Origin of the sequence: Nonomuraea antri, assembly GCF_013283785.1 — a bacterium.
Classification (GTDB): domain Bacteria; phylum Actinomycetota; class Actinomycetes; order Streptosporangiales; family Streptosporangiaceae; genus Nonomuraea; species Nonomuraea antri.
On the sequence record NZ_JABCPZ010000254.1, the window covers coordinates 1 to 14,922 of the forward strand.

The following is a 14,922-nucleotide window of genomic DNA, read 5'->3' on the forward strand; positions in this document are numbered from 1 at the left end:
CCATTCGGCGGGCCTTCTCTTTGTGCGCGCCCGGGAATTTGCTACGCAGAGTAACTAGAACTCGTTCTACTTAATCTGGTTACTCGCCAGTACAGACGAAAGGTTTTTGAGTAGAACACGTTGCAGTTCAACCTTTCGCAGACGTATTGTCAGGGCCATGCGGACACGTGTCACGGACATGTTCGGAATCGAGCTGCCGATCTTCGCGTTCAGCCACTGCCGCGACGTGGTCGCCGCGGTGAGCAAGGCCGGCGGCATGGGAGTGCTCGGCGCGCTCTACTTCACACCGGAAGAGCTCGAAATGGAGCTCAAGTGGATCGACGACCACGTGGACGGCCGCCCGTACGGCGTGGACGTGGTCATGCCCGCCTCCTACGAAGGCGCCGACTTCGCCGCCGAGGAGCTGGTCGGGCGCCTGCAGGCGATGATCCCCGAGGGGCATCGGGCGTTCGTGGAGGACCTGCTGGCCAGGCACGGCGTGCCGCCGCTGTCGGCGGACGCGGACGCCGGCCGGGTCCTGCTCGGCTGGACGGACGCCACCGCCCGCCCCCAGGTGGAGGTGGCCCTGCGCCACCCGATCGCGCTGCTGGCCAACGCGCTCGGCCCGCCGCCCGCCGACGTGGTCGAGCTGGCGCACTCGCACGGCGTCAAGGTCGCCGCGCTCGCCTCCACCCCGCGCCACGCGCTCAAGCAGGTGGAGGTCGGGGTGGACGTCGTGGTCGCCCAGGGCACCGAGGCCGGCGGGCACACCGGCGAGATCTCCACGATGGTGCTGATCCCGCAGGTGGTGGACGCGGTGGACGTCCCGGTCCTGGCCGCGGGCGGCATCGGCAACGGGCGTCAGATGGCGGCCGGGATGGCGCTGGGGGCCGAGGGGGTCTGGACGGGCTCGCTCTGGCTCACCGTCGAGGAGGCCGACACCCCGGAGATGGCCAAGCAGCGCATCCTGGCCGCCACCTCGCGCGACACCGTCCGCTCGCGGAGCTGGACCGGCAAGCCCGCCAGGCTGCTCAAGAACGAGTGGACGGAGGCCTGGGAGTCGATGGAGTCGCCGGGAACGCTGCCGATGCCGCTGCAGTTCATGCTGGTCTCCGACGCGCTCAGGCGCATCGGGCGTTCGGACGCGGCCGAGCTGGCCACGTTCCCGGCCGGCCAGATCATCGGCATCACCAACCAGGTGCGCTCCACGAGGGACGTGATGTACGGGCTGGTGGAGGAGTACTCCGACGCACTGGAACGCCTGAGTCGCATCACCGACGAGTGACCCGGGGCGAGCCGGGGTCAGCCGGTATGGCCAGGTATGACCCGGTCGTCCATGCGGACGGCCGGGTCAGGTGAGGCGCAGGTCCAATGGCCTCGGCGGCGGCTCAGTGGCCCTGGTAGGTGGGCGCGCGCTTCTCCCGGAAGGCCCGCGTGCCCTCCTTCGCGTCCGCCGAGCCGATGACCGGCCACCCGAGCTCGTCCGACACCTTGAGCGCCTCGGGCTCGGCCATGCCCAGGGTGTCCCGGTAGGTCCGCAGGATGGCCTGGACGGCGAGCGGGCCGCAGGCGGCGACGTCGTCGGCGAACTGCCTGGCCACGGTCAGCGCCTGCCCGTCCGGTACGACCCGGTTGACCAGCCCCATCGACAGCGCCTCGGCCGCCGTGATCGAACGGCCGGTGAGCAGCAGGTCCATGGCGTGGCAGTACGGGATCTGGCGGGGCAGCCTGATCGCGCTGCCGCCCATCGGGAACAGGCCGCGTTTCGCCTCGAACAGCCCCAGCGTGGCCGATTCCGCCACCACCCGCAGATCCGTGCCGACCAGCAGCTCGGTGCCGCCCGCCACCGCGTAGCCCTCCACCGCGCAGACGATCGGCTTGGTCGGCAGGTCCGCCCGCAGCAGGCCCTTCCAGTGGAAGTCCGGGATCTTGGCGGCCCTGGCCTGCACCTCGGGGTCCGTGGACGGCTGACCCATGGCCTTGAGGTCGGCTCCGGCGCAGAACGTGCCGTCCGCGCCGGTCAGGATGGCCACCCGCACCTCGGGCTCGGCCGACACGTACGCCCACGCCGAGGCGAGGCCGATCAGCATGTCGGAGGAGAGCGCGTTACGCGCCTCCGGGCGGTTCATGGTGACGATCACGACGTGACCGTCACGTTCGACGCGGCAGTGCGGGGTGCTGATCGGCAGGAGCTCCACGAAACGCCTCCCAAGCGCTTGTTAGGTATCGGCTGCCGCCGATCCTACTCCGCCAGGTGGGCGTAGACGATGACGTTGTCCTCGTAGTGGCCGGTGGCCGGGTCGAAGGCGCCGCCGCAGGTGATGAGGCGCAACACCGCCGAGTCCGTGGCGCCGTACACCTTCTCGGTGGGGAAGGCGTCCTTGTCGACGCGTTCGAGCGAGTCGACGGTGAAGTCCGCGGAGGTGCCGTCCGCGCGCTCGACCGTGATCGTGGCGCCCGGTTTGAGCGTGTGCGCGCGATGGAAGACGGCGGGCTTGCCGTGCGCGTCGACGTGCCCGAGCAGGACGGCCGGTCCCGGCTCGCCCGGCGTGGGCCGGTGCCGGTACCAGCCCACCAGTTCGGGACGGTCGAGCGGCGGCACCTCGACCGTCTGGTCCGGGTTCAGCCCGACCGGGGCGATCGGGGCGTCCTTGAGGCCGATCGAGGGGATCGAGAGGGTCTCGGGGATCGAGCGCGGGAGCGTCTGGGCCACCTCGGTGAAGACCGGCGGCGGTGCCGCGGACGCCGACGCCGCTGGGCCGGGCGTGGACGCCTGCGCGGGCGCGGCGCCGTCGCGCAGCGAGCCGGCCACCGCCAGGGCGCCGCTGAAGACGAGGACGGCCGCCGCGGCCGTGGTGAGCGCGTTCTTGATGTCGGATGCCATGGTTCCCCCTGAAGATCCCCCTGCTGGACGGGCCGCCGCGGCCCGGGTGCGAGAGCCGCGACCCCGGCGCGCCGGACGCCAGTTCGCGACGTCGCGATGTCGCGCGATGTCGCGACGGACGTCCGACGCGGCGGACGCCATGGCCGGCCGGGATCACCGTGCGGTGCCCAGCCGACCAGGCGTCAGGTTCCGGACGTCCGGTTCACGTCCGAGTTGTGGACGGTCAGCGCACGTCCGTGACGCGGACGGTCAGCCCGCGTCCCTGGTTGTGGACGGTCAGCTCGCGTCCGTGTTGCGGCGGCGGAGCCAGAAGCCGGCGCCGCCGGCGATCAGCAGGCCGCCGAGCGCCACGCCGGAGACGGGGCTCTCGGGCAGGCCGCCACCCGTGGCCGCGCCACCGCGCGGCGTGTAGGCGGCCCCGGCCTGGTACTTCTTGGCCTTCACGGTGAGCTTGGCCCACGCCTTGCCGCCGCTGGGCAGCTTGGCGACGAACCAGTAGTCACCGGCCTTGGTACCGGCGGGCACGTGGAACTTCTTCGTGCCCAGACCGGCCCGGTTGATCTTGACGCGGAACGGCTTGCCGCTCGGGTCGACGATCGTGGCCGTGGTGCCCTTGCCGCGGTACGTGGTGGCCACGTACGCGGTGAAGTTGCCGCCCGCGTACACCTTGGCCGGGGCCAGGATGAGCGCCACGGCCGGCTTCGGCTCCGAGCGGACCACGGTCAGCGTGGCGCTGTGGCTCTGCCCGCCGGGCAGCGTGGCCACCACCCGGTACGTGCCGGGCTTGGAGCTCTTGGGCGCGGTCAGGCGGACCCGGCCGGTGCCCCAGTCGTCGAGCTTGACGACGTGCTTGGCGCCACCGGGGTCGGTGATCGTGACCAGGGTGCCCGGCTTGACGTTCTTGGTGGTGACACCGGCGAAGTAGCTCTGGCCGGCCTGCACGCGGTTCGGCTCCAGGCGCAGCGTCAGCGCGGTGACCGGGGCGGGCGTGACGGGCTTGACGGTCAGTGTGGTCTGCGCGGTGCCGATGACCCGGCCGCCGAGCAGGATCTCCGCCTTGACCTGGTAGCTGCCCGGACGCAGGTTCTCCCAGGTCGCCGCGGTGGCGGTGGCCTGGCCCTTGAACAGCGCCACGGTGTGCACGCCGGAGAAGGCGGGCGAGGTGATCCGCGCGTCGGTGGCGCGCGGCTCGCGGCTCCACACCTTGTACGTGACCTTCTCGCCCGCGTTGATCGCGCCCGGCGTGACGCTGATCGTGGCGTCCGTGGTCGGCACGGTGGCCTCGGCGACCTTGAACGTGCCCTCGGCCTTGCCGAAGCGGCCGAAGTCGGCGCGGACGGGGTAGGTGCCGGGCTTGGCGTCGGCGGGGATGGTCACTTCGAAGGTGGCGCGGCCGATGCCTTCGCCCTGGTCCTTGAGCGGGACGGTGTAGGGGCGGGTGAAGGCGTCGGAGCTGACGATGGCCTCGCCGGCGCGCAGGTCGCCGACGACGTCGACGGTGACCTTCTCACCGGGTGCGGGCTGGTAGCTGCTCATGCCCAGTCGCGGCTGGACGGCCGGCGCCTCGGCGGCCTCGACGACCAGCGTCGCGGTCCTGGTGACGGGGAACTTGCCGAGGAACTGGAACGTCACCGTGTAGGTGCCGGGCTTGACGTCCGAGCCGACGGCGGCGGTGCCGGAGGCGGCGCCGCCGCTCAGCGCGACCGTGTGCACGCCGGACAGCGCGGGCGAGCTGATCTTGACGTCGGTGTTGCGCGCGTCCGTGCGGACGGTGTAGCTGATCTTGCCCCCCGGCAGGACCGGGCTGCCGCCCACGCTCACGACCGACTCGGCCGGCTTCTCGGACTCTTCCGGCTTGGCCGACTCTTCCGGCTTGCCGGTCTCGGCCGGCTTCGCGGGCTTGCTCGGCTCCGCCGGCTTCGTGGTCTCGGCGGGCTTGGCGGTCTCGACCGGCTTGGCCGTCTCGGCGGGCTTGGCGGTCTCGGCCGCCTTGACCGGCTCCGCCGCGGGCGCCTGCTCGGGGGCCTGCTCAGGGGCGGTGGTCGCGGTGGGCGCGGGCTCGGCCAGCGCGGGACCCGCGGTCAGTACGGCGAGCCCGAGGGCGCCGGCCACCGCGAGCGACTTGTTGAAGCGCATGTTCTCCCAATCATGCCGAGATCGGCGCGCGGTTCGGGAGACCCCCGTTCTCGTGAACACGCCGCTCTCGCGGAAGACATCCTCTCGCAAAAACTAGTACAAGAATGCCCAAAACGGACATTACCTAAGTTTCTTTACCTTACCCATACGAAGTGGGCTTGACGCGACAAGTCGGTAACTCTAGCGCAGCTCTGCGCACTCCTGTGACAGCTGTTGAATCAAGCGCTTGCTACGTACTTTGCCTCCGGGTTACGCTGCCCAAGCAAATGAGAACAGGTTCTCATTTATCCCCGCCTGGACACCTTGTGAGGAGTTCCGATGGGCACGCTCGGTTTCTGGAGGCTGGCGCAGGCGGATCCCGAGTGGATCGCGGCCGTGGATCCCGACGGCACGGAGCATCGCGCCGGCGACCTGCTGGCCCGGGCGAACCGCCTGGTCCACGGCCTGCGCGACGACCTCGGCCTGCGGCCGGGCGACGGCTTCTGCGGTCTGGTGCCCAACGGCGCCGACGGCCTGGTGCTCTATCTCGCGGCCCTGCAGGCCGGCTGGTACTACACGCCGATCAACTGGCACCTGACCGGACCGGAGATCGCCTACATCGTCGCGGACAGCGAGGCGAAGGCGTTCTTCGTCCACCCGAGGTTCGCGGCTGAAGGCGCCAAGGGCGCCGAGGCGATCGAGCCGCGCCGCCGCTTCGTGATCGGCGCCGAGCCCGCGGAAGGCTTCAGGCATGCCGACGAGCTGACCGAAGGACGTCCGGACACCGCGCCCGCCGACCGCACCGCCGGCGCCACCATGCACTACACCTCGGGCACCACCGGCCGACCCAAGGGCGTACGGCGCAAGCTCAGCGGGCTCGACCCGGACGACGGCGCCGAGCTGATGACGTTCCTGCTCGGCCTGTTCGGCATCACCCCGGGCCGGCCGAACGCCCACCTGGTCACCTCGCCCGGCTACCACACGGCCGTCACCCAGTTCGGCGGCACGGCCCTGCACATGGGCCACACGCTCGTCTACATGGACAAGTGGGACGCCGAGGAGACGCTCAGGCTCTGCGAGCGCTACCGGATCACCAACTCCCACCTGGTGCCCACGCACTTCAAACGGCTGCTCGCGCTGCCCGACGAGACCAGGAACCGCTACGACCTGTCGTCGCTGAAATGGATGATCCACGCCGCCGCCCCCTGTCCGGTTCCGGTGAAATGGGCGATGTTCGAGTGGTGGGGCGACTGTGTCTACGAGTACTACGCGGCCACCGAGGGCGGCGGCACGCTGGCCACGCCGGAGGGCTGGAAGGCTCACCCCGGCACGGTCGGCTCGGCCTGGCCGATCAGCGAGCTGCTCATCGTGGACGACAACGGCGACCCGGTGCCCACCGGCACCCCGGGCACGATCTACATGAAGATGATGGGCGTCGCGTTCGAGTACAAGGGCGACCCGGCCAAGACCGAGGCGAACCGGCTCAAGGACTTCTTCACCGTCGGCGACATCGGCTACCTGGACGAGGACGGCTTCCTGTTCCTCTGCGACCGCAAGGCCGACATGATCATCTCGGGCGGCACGAACATCTACCCGGCCGAGATCGAGAACGAGCTCATGGTCCACCCCAAGGTGGCGGACGTGGCCGTGTTCGGCATCCCGGACGAGGAATGGGGCGAGCAGATCAAGGCCGTGGTCGAGCCGGCCGAGGGCGTGGAGCCGGGCGACGAGCTGGCCGCCGAGCTGCTGGCCTCCCTGGAGGGCCGGCTGGCCAGGATGAAATGGCCCAGGTCCGTCGACTTCATCGCCGAGATGCCCCGCGAGCCCAACGGCAAGCTGCTCAAGCGCAAGCTGCGCGCCCCGTACTGGGAGGGACACGACCGTGCCATCTGACCCGCTGGTCGCCCAGCACGTCCTGGAGTTCCCCGGCGGCTACACGCGCACGACGGGGCCGGTGATCGGCAGGTTCCTGACCGAGCTGCGGGCCGGGCGGGTGGTCGGCGTGCGCACCGCGCAGGGCCGGGTGCTGGTCCCGCCTCTCGAATACGACCCGGACACAGGTGACGCCGTCACGGACGAGTACGTCGAGGTCGGCCCGGCGGGCACGGTCACCGCGTCCGCCTGGGTGCACGAGCCCCGGCCGGGACATCCGCTGGACCGCCCATTCGGCTGGGCGCTGATCAAGCTCGACGGCGCGGACACCGCGCTGGTGCACGCCGTAGACGCGGGCAACTCGAAGGCACTCCGGCCGGGCACCCGCGTCTGGCCGATCTGGAAGGACGCCAGGACCGGCCACATCACCGACATCTCCCACTTCGCCCCCGAGGTCAGCAAGATCGTCTCCCCGGTCCGGGCCGAGTACCGGCTGCAGGCGGGCGGGGCGCTGCGCACGTTCCTCGACGGGGTCAAGCGCGGCGTCTTCCTCGGCGCCCGCTGTGACGCCTGCGCCAAGGTGTACGTGCCGTACCGGATGTCGTGCCCGCAGTGCGGCGGCGTGCTGGGGGAGACGGTGCGGGTGTCGGACACCGGCACGATCACCACCTTCGCGATCAACAACCTGCCCGACCCGCGCGCGCCGGAAGTGCCGTTCGTGTCGGCCTACATCCTGCTCGACGGCGCCGACGTCCCGATGATCGCGCTGGTCGGCGGGGTGCCCGTGCACGAGGTGCGGCAGGGCATGCGGGTACGCGCCGAATGGCTGCCGGAGAGCGAGCGGACCCTGTCGATGGCGAACGTCCGGTGGTTCGCCCCCACCGGCGAACCGGATGCGGAGCTGTCATGAGAGACGTGGCGATCGTCGCGTTCGCCCAGACCGCGCACACCGCGCACGACACCGGGCTGTCGGAGCCCGAGCTGATCCTGCCGGTGATCAACGAGGTCAAGGAGCGCACCGGGCTGAAGCGGTTCGGCTTCACCTGCTCGGGCAGCTGCGACTACCTGGCCGGCGCGCCGTTCTCGTTCGTGTCGGCACTCGACGCGATCGGCGCCTGGCCGCCCATCTCGGAGAGCCACGTGGAGATGGACGGCGCCTGGGCCATGTACGAGGCCTGGGTCAGGCTCCAGCACGGCGACGTCGACACCGCCCTGGTCTACGGGTTCGGCAAGAGCTCGCTCGGCGACCTGGCGTCGATCATGACGTTGCAGCTCGACCCGTACTATCTGGCGCCGCTGGGCCTGGACCTGCTCTCGTTCGCCGCGCTGCAGGCCGACGCGGTGCGCGCGGACCGCGCCGAGCTGGACGAGATCGTGCGGCGCAGCCGCGCGGCCGGGCGGCGCAACCCGCACGCGCTCGACCTGCCGGACCCGGAAGGCGCGGCGTTCGCGGTCGAGCCGCTGCGCGTGACCGACGTGCCGCCCATCACGGACGGCGCCGCCGCGATCGTGCTCGCCGCCGGAGATCTAGCCGGACGGTTATGTTCCCGTCCCGCCTACATCAGGGGCATCGCGCATCGCATAGAGCCTCATTACCTGGGTATGCGGGATCTCGCCCGGTCGACCTCCGCGGCCGATGCCGCACGAGCCGCGGGGGTCGGCAAGGGTCACGTCGAGGTGGCCGAGCTGCACGCCCAGTTCCCGCACGAGGAGATCCTGCTGCGCCGGGCCCTGGAGCTGCCGGACACCACGCTGATCAACCCCTCGGGCGGGCCGCTGGCCGCCAACCCGGTCATGGCCACCGGCCTCATCAGGATGGGCGAGGCCGCCGCCCGCGTCCACGACGGGAGCGCGAGCCGGGCCGTCGGCCACGCCGCGAGCGGCCCCTGCCTGCAGCACAACCTCGTCACGGTCCTGGAGGCGTGAGATGGGAAACCGCTGTGCTGTGATCGGGGTCGGGCAGACGCACTACACGACCAAGCGCAGGGACGTGTCGATCGCCGGGCTGGTGCGCGAGGCCGCGCTGCGCGCGCTGGACGACGCCGGACTGACGTTCAAGGACATCGACGCGGTCGTCATCGGCAAGGCGCCCGACCTGTTCGAGGGCGTGATGATGCCCGAGGCGTACCTGGCGGACGCGCTCGGCGCGGCGGGCAAGCCGATGATGCGGGTGCACACCGCGGGCAGCGTCGGCGGATCGACCGCGCTGGTCGGCGCGAGCCTGATCCAGGGCGGGGTGCACGAGCGGGTGCTGGTGGTGGCGTTCGAGAAGCAGTCGGAGTCCAACGCCACCTGGGCGCTGTCGACGCACCTGCCGTTCAGCGCGTCGCTGGTGGTCGGCGCGGGCGGCTACTTCGCGCCGCACATCCGCGAGTACATGCGCCGCACCGGCGCACCTGAGCACATCGGCACGCTGGTCGCCGTCAAGGACCGGCGCAACGCGCTGAAGAACCCCTACGCGCACCTGAAGATCCCCGGCATCGACCGGGCCATGGTCGAGTCCACGCCCATGCTCTGGGAGCCGATCCGCTACCTGGAGACGTGCCCGTCCAGCGACGGGGCGTGCGCGATCGTCCTGTCGTCGGAGTCGGCGGCGACCGGCACGCCCGCCTGGGTGCACGGCACCGCCATGCGCTCCGAGCCGATCTTCCGGGCCGGCCGCGACACGGTGAACCCGCAGGCCGGCAAGGACTGCGCGGCCGACGTCTACCGGCAGGCCGGCATCGCCGACCCGCGCAGGCAGATCGACGTGGCCGAGGTGTACGTGCCGTTCTCCTGGTACGAGCCGATGTGGCTGGAGAACCTGGGCTTCGCCGCCGAGGGCGAGGGCTGGAAGCTCACCGAGTCCGGGGCCACCGCCCTGGACGGCGACATCCCGTGGAACGCCTCGGGCGGCGTGCTGTCCAGCAACCCGATCGGCGCCTCCGGCCTGATCAGGTTCGCCGAGGCCGCGCTCCAGGTGCGCGGGATGGCCGGGGAGCACCAGGTGGACGGCGCACGGCGGGCGCTCGGCCACGCCTACGGCGGCGGCGCCCAGTTCTTCGCGATGTGGATCGTCGGACGAGACAAACCCTGACCCGTGGAAGGGGCCCTGCCATGGAGTTCAACCACGCTGACCTGTTCGAGGGGCTCGCGGACGCGATCGGGGAACGGACCGCGGTCGTCTGCGGCGGCGAGCGCCGCACCTACGCCGAGCTGGACGCCGAGGCGAACCGGCTCGCGCACTGCCTCACCGATCTGGGGATCGGGCCGGGCGAGCACGTGGGACTGCACCTGTACAACGGGATCGAGTACATCGCCGGCCTGCTGGCCGCGCTGAAGATCCGGGCGGTGCCGGTCAACGTCAACTACCGCTACGTCGAGGCCGAACTGCTCTACCTCTACCAGGACTCCGACATTCGCGCGCTCTTCTACGACGTGGAGTTCGACGCTAGGGTGGCCGCCGTGGCACCCCGGGCGGCCAAGCTGGAGCACCTGATCTCGGTGGGCGGGCCTTCGGCGGTCCCCGGGGCCGTGCCCTACCCGGCCGCGCTCGAACGCGGCAAGCCCGAGCGCGGCTTCCCGCCCCGCTCCGGCCAGGACGTCTACATCATCTACACCGGCGGCACCACCGGCATGCCCAAGGGCGCGATGTGGCACGTCGAGGACCTGTTCATGGCCTTCGGCGGCGGCAACCCGTACGGCGCGCCGCGCGCCACCCCGCAGGAGGTCGTCGACGAGGCGGTCAAGGCCGGGCCGATGATGATGATGTCCGCGCCGCCGCTCATGCACGGGGCGACCCAGATGGCCACGTTCATCGCCTGGTGGATGGGCGCGACCATGGTGTACGTACGCAAGTTCGACGCCGCCGAGGTGTGGCGGACGGTCGCCCGCGAACGCGTGTTCACGCTGGGCATCACCGGCGACGCGATGGCCACCCCGCTGGCCGACGCGCTGGCCGGCGGCGGGTACGACCTGTCGTCGCTGGCCGTGGTCAGCTCGACCGGCGCGATCCTGTCCGGCGCGGTACGCGACAGGCTGCAGGAGTTACTGCCGAACGTGATGATCCTCGACAACTTCGGCTCGACAGAGTCCGGCTACACCGCTTCCGGCGTGGCCGGCTCGTCGCCGGAGAAGGGCCTGCGTTACCAGCCCAACGCGGCGGCCAGGATCGCCGTGCTGGACGAGAAGCTGCACCCGGTCGAGCCTGGCTCCGGCCAGATGGGGACGGTGGCCAGGTCCGGGCGGACCGCGTTCGGCTACTACAACGACCCGGACAAGACCGCGCGCACGTTCGTCACCGACGACGCGGGCGACCGCTGGCTGCTCACCGGCGACCTGGCCACCGTCGACGCCGACGGCACGGTTAACGTCTTCGGCCGCGGCTCGCAGTGCATCAACACCGGCGGCGAGAAGGTGTTCCCCGAGGAGGTCGAGGCGGTGCTCAAGGGGCACCCGGCGGTGTTCGACGCGGTGGTGACCGGCATCCCGGACGAACGCTGGGGCAACCGGGTGGCCGCCGTGGTCGAGCCGCGCCCGGACGTCGAGGTCACGGCCGAGGAACTGGACGCGCACTGCCGCGGGCTGCTGTCCGGGTACAAGGTGCCGCGGACGTATGCGTTCGTGGCGGAAATGGTGCGGTCCCCGTCGGGGAAGGCGGACTACCGGTGGGCCAGGGAGACCGCTAGCGGCGCGTGAGCCTGGTCAGCTCGTCCTCGATCCGCTCCATCTCCGCCTCGCCGCCGGCGTCCTTCAGCAGTTTCAGCCTGGCCCGCAGCACCTCGCACAGCAGGTCGGTCAGGTCGTCGTCGCCCGCGTGCTCGTCGTGGGCGAGCAGGTCGCGCAGGCGCGACTCGGCCTCGCGCAACGCGGTGTCCGCGGCCTCGCCCCGGCCCAGCTCCTGCTGGCAGAAGCCGAGCTGGGCATGGGCGACCGCGCTGGAGAAGCGGTCCTCGATCACCTGCGTGCCCCGGTGGAAGACGATGCTGGCCTCCAGGGCCCGGTCGGCGTCCATGAGGGCGTCGCCGAGCATGAGCATGGCCCTGGACAGGTGACCGGACAGCGGCGGGTTGCCGGGCGCGAACCGTTCGAGCGTGGCCACCGCCTCGCGCAGCGGCTGCACCGCGTCGGCGGCCAGGTCGCGCATGCGCAGCGCGGCGGCCAGCGTGAGCCCGGCGCCGGCCCGGCTGGTGTGCAGCGCCTGCTGTCCCGGCGTGTCGACGCCGGTGCCCAGCAGCTCGTCGTAGATCGCGATGGCCTCGCGCGCCCTGCTCTCCGCCTCGGCGCCGTCGTCCAGCAGGAGCAGCGGCAGCAGCTCGGAGCTCTGCGCCAGCGAGTCGGCCAGGATCGCCCGGTACGTCAGGTCGTCGGGCGATCGTCTGGCCAGCTCGATCAGGTTGTCGGCGAGCTGGTGCGCCTCGGTCAGCTCGCCGAGCACCATGTGGCACCTGACCAGCCGCTGCGTGGCCAGCGCCCACTTGAGCGTGGCCGGCGGGTGCGCGTCTGCGGCGGCTCTGGCGTACCCGATGGCCTGCTCGGCGCGGCCGGTGGCGAGCAGGTCGTCGGCGATCACGCCGGCGATCTCCGCCGCGGCCCCCTGGTCGCCCAGCGTGCGGTGGATCTGCAGGGCCTCCACCAGGTGGGCCAGCGCCTCCTGCCGCCGGCCGAACGCGCGCAGCACCTGACCGCGCACCCGGATCGCGGTGGCACGCACCGGAAGCAGCGCGTCACCGGCGCCGGACTCCCGCGCGCGGTCCTGCTCGGCGAGCGACCAGGTCACCGCTTCGAGCGCGGCCTGCGGGCGGTCGAGCACGGCCAGCGTGGCGCCCAGCCGGGCGTAGGTGACGGCGGCCAGGGCCGGATCGTCCAGCTCGTCGCACAGGTCGGCGGCCCGTTCGCACTGGGCCAGCGCCTCGACCGGACGGTGCGCGGCGAGCAGCGCGGCCGCGTGCTCGTTCAGCGTCTCCGCCAGCGCCGGGCCCTGCCCGTCCAGCAGGTCGATCGCCTGCTCCAGGACGGCGAGATCCGGCGCGTCCGCCGCCGACGTGGCGTCGAACAGCGCGCGCAGCGCCAGGCCGAGCGGCACGCGGTACGCCGCCGGGTCGGCCGCCGCCAGGTCGCCGAACACCTCGGCCGCCAGCGCCGCCGCGCGCGCGGCGCTCTCGCCGTCGCCCGCCCGCGCGGCGGCCTCGGCGCAGGAGCGCAGGCACCGGCCGAACCGCTCGTGCACGCCGGGACGCACGCTCACCGGCACCTCACGGGCCAGCGACTCGGCGAACGCGGCCAGCGGCGGCAGCAACGCGGCGACCTCCGCCCCGCCGGACGTCGACACCCGCGCGGCCGGCTCCGTCCCGCCGGCCGTCGACACGTGCGCGGCAACCTCCGCCCCGCCGGACGTGGTCACGTGCGCGGCCAGCTCCTCGACCAGCCCGGTCAGCACGTCGGGCGCGGGCAGCGGGGTCACCTGGAGTATCTGGGCGTAGAACGGCGGGCCGTCCACCCGCAGCCGGCCCAGGCGCAGCAGGGCCAGCACGTGCACGCCGGTGAGGTCGGGCGCGGCCGGGCCGTGCTCGCGGATCAGGTCCTCCAGCAGCGCCACGCCCTTGGCCAGCTCGGCCCTGGCCCGGTCGGCGTCGTTCAGCTCGGCGTGACACAGCCCGGCCAGCTCCAGGCAGGTGGCGGTGAGCAGGTGCTGCACCGCGCCGGGCACCGGCGGGAGCACGTCCAGCGCCCGGGTGACCGACTCCAGCGCCGCCTTGACGTTCCGCCTGGCGAACCTGATGCCGCCCTGCACGCGCAGCGCGCCCGCCAGCGCCTCCGGGCTCTCGCGCCGCTGGGACACCAGCTGGGCGTGCAGCTCCACCAGCCGTTCCGCGGCGTCCTCGGCCTCGGGCAGCCGGCCCGCGTTCGACAGCGCCACGGACTCCAGGAGCAGCAGCTCGGCAAGCTCGGGCAGGTGCGCCTGGCTCTGCTCGCGCGACTCGACCGCGGCGAACAGGTGGGGGAGCGCCTCCGCCGGCCGGCCCAGCCCGACGAGCGTGCGGCCGAGCGCGGCGGCCACCGTGCCGAGCACGAAGCCGTGTTCGGGCAGCGCGTGGCGGCGCAGCAGCTCGGCCGCCTGCATGGCCAGCGCGAACCCGTCGGACGCGCGCCCGGCCCCCGCCCACACCCTGGCCAGGTGCGCCTGGGCGGAGACGTAGTCGTGGATCTCCTGGGGCGACGGCTCGGCGGTGTTCTCGACGATCTCCCGGTGCACGGCCAGCGACTGCTCGGCCCTGGCCGGGGTCTCGTCGGGGCGGGCCGCCGGGATGAGACTGAGCAGGGTCAGCGCGCCCGGCCGCGGCGGCTCGGGCTCGTCGCGCAGCCTGGCGCGGGTCTCCCTGCCGTGGCGCAGGTAGTGCTCGTCGGCGGCGCCGAGCGCGTCGTACCGCTCGGCGGCCGCCTCCAGGTGGACGCGGGCGTCGTGGTGGCGGCCGAGCTCGTCCAGGCACAGGCCGAGCAGGCGGCGGGCGCGCGCGTGCGGCTCCGGCGCCCCGGCGTTCAGGTGCGCGGTCAGGACGACGGCCTGGCGCAGCGGGTCGAGCGCCTGGCCGGGACGGGCGTCGAGCAGTAGCAGCTCGCCCAGCTCCAGCAGGCGTTCGGCCAGCGCGGGCCGGTGCTCGGCGGGATCGAGCGCGGCCAGGGTACGCAGGTTGCGCACCGACTCGGCGGCGGCCCTGGTGGCCGGGTCGAGGTCGTCCAGGCGGGCGTGCAACGTGGACAGCAGGCCGGCCGCCGAAGCGAGCGCCAGCCGCAGGCCGGGCTCCTCGGCGGCCAGGCCGCGCAGCCGGACGACCGCCTCGGCGGCGGGCGCGACGGCCTCCTCGGCGCGGCCGTGTTCCGCCAGCCAGCCGGCCAGGGCGCACAGGCGGTGGGCGACGTTGCTGTTCGTCGGCGCCGCGCCGCGTACCGTGGCGGCCGCGGCGACGGCCAGGCAGGCGGCCAGCTCGGGCAGCGCCTCACGATCGGGCTCGCCCGGCCCGATCATCGGTCCCGGCGCGAGCACCCCCACCCCCGGCCCGCGCACCGGCCCATCCAAGGGCCCACTTGTAGGC

10 protein-coding genes are annotated in these 14,922 nt (G+C 72.5%); 6 read left to right on the top strand and 4 right to left on the bottom strand.

What is annotated here, in order from left to right; all coding sequences use genetic code 11:
* The first annotated feature begins 157 nt into the window (after nt 1–157).
* On the top strand, nt 158–1,264 hold the full coding sequence (locus HII36_RS46645) for an NAD(P)H-dependent flavin oxidoreductase (protein ID WP_173529806.1): 1,107 nt from the start codon (nt 158–160) through the stop codon (nt 1,262–1,264).
* Between the two features lie 103 nt (nt 1,265–1,367).
* Here the strand turns inward: HII36_RS46645 and HII36_RS46650 are convergent, their stop codons facing one another.
* From HII36_RS46650 to HII36_RS46660, 3 genes are all read right to left on the bottom strand, one after another.
* Entirely contained in the window at nt 1,368–2,177 is an 810-nt protein-coding gene (locus HII36_RS46650) for a crotonase/enoyl-CoA hydratase family protein (protein ID WP_173529807.1), read from the bottom strand.
* 44 nt (nt 2,178–2,221) lie between these two features.
* On the bottom strand, nt 2,222–2,863 hold the full coding sequence (locus tag HII36_RS46655) for a class F sortase (protein ID WP_173529808.1): 642 nt from the start codon (nt 2,861–2,863) through the stop codon (nt 2,222–2,224).
* 276 nt (nt 2,864–3,139) lie between these two features.
* Nucleotides 3,140–4,999: a hypothetical protein gene (locus HII36_RS46660; RefSeq protein WP_173529809.1), complete on the bottom strand. Its 1,860-nt coding sequence runs from the start codon at nt 4,997–4,999 to the stop codon at nt 3,140–3,142.
* Between the two features lie 318 nt (nt 5,000–5,317).
* Between HII36_RS46660 and HII36_RS46665 the strand changes: the two genes are divergently transcribed.
* The 5 genes from HII36_RS46665 to HII36_RS46685 are packed head-to-tail and all read left to right on the top strand — an operon-like array spanning nt 5,318 to nt 11,527.
* Entirely contained in the window at nt 5,318–6,871 is a 1,554-nt protein-coding gene (locus tag HII36_RS46665) for an acyl-CoA synthetase (RefSeq protein WP_173529810.1), read from the top strand.
* A complete protein-coding gene (locus tag HII36_RS46670) occupies nt 6,861–7,760 on the top strand; it encodes an OB-fold domain-containing protein (RefSeq protein ID WP_328808207.1) in 900 nt (299 codons plus the stop codon). The genes HII36_RS46665 and HII36_RS46670 overlap by 11 nt, the downstream gene beginning before the upstream one ends.
* Nucleotides 7,757–8,776 (top strand): thiolase domain-containing protein, encoded by a 1,020-nt coding sequence (locus HII36_RS46675; RefSeq protein WP_173529811.1) that lies wholly within the window; start codon nt 7,757–7,759, stop codon nt 8,774–8,776. The genes HII36_RS46670 and HII36_RS46675 overlap by 4 nt, the downstream gene beginning before the upstream one ends.
* A gap of 1 nt (nt 8,777) precedes the next feature.
* Complete coding sequence (locus tag HII36_RS46680) at nt 8,778–9,926, top strand: thiolase domain-containing protein (protein ID WP_173529812.1); 1,149 nt, start codon at nt 8,778–8,780, stop codon at nt 9,924–9,926.
* 20 nt (nt 9,927–9,946) lie between these two features.
* Entirely contained in the window at nt 9,947–11,527 is a 1,581-nt protein-coding gene (locus HII36_RS46685; protein WP_173529813.1) for an acyl-CoA synthetase, read from the top strand.
* Here HII36_RS46685 and HII36_RS46690 read toward each other — a convergent pair.
* Nucleotides 11,514–14,922: hypothetical protein (locus HII36_RS46690; protein ID WP_217370818.1), on the bottom strand; the 3,409-nt coding region annotated here is incomplete at its 5' end. The two genes, HII36_RS46685 and HII36_RS46690, sit on opposite strands and share 14 nt — an antisense overlap.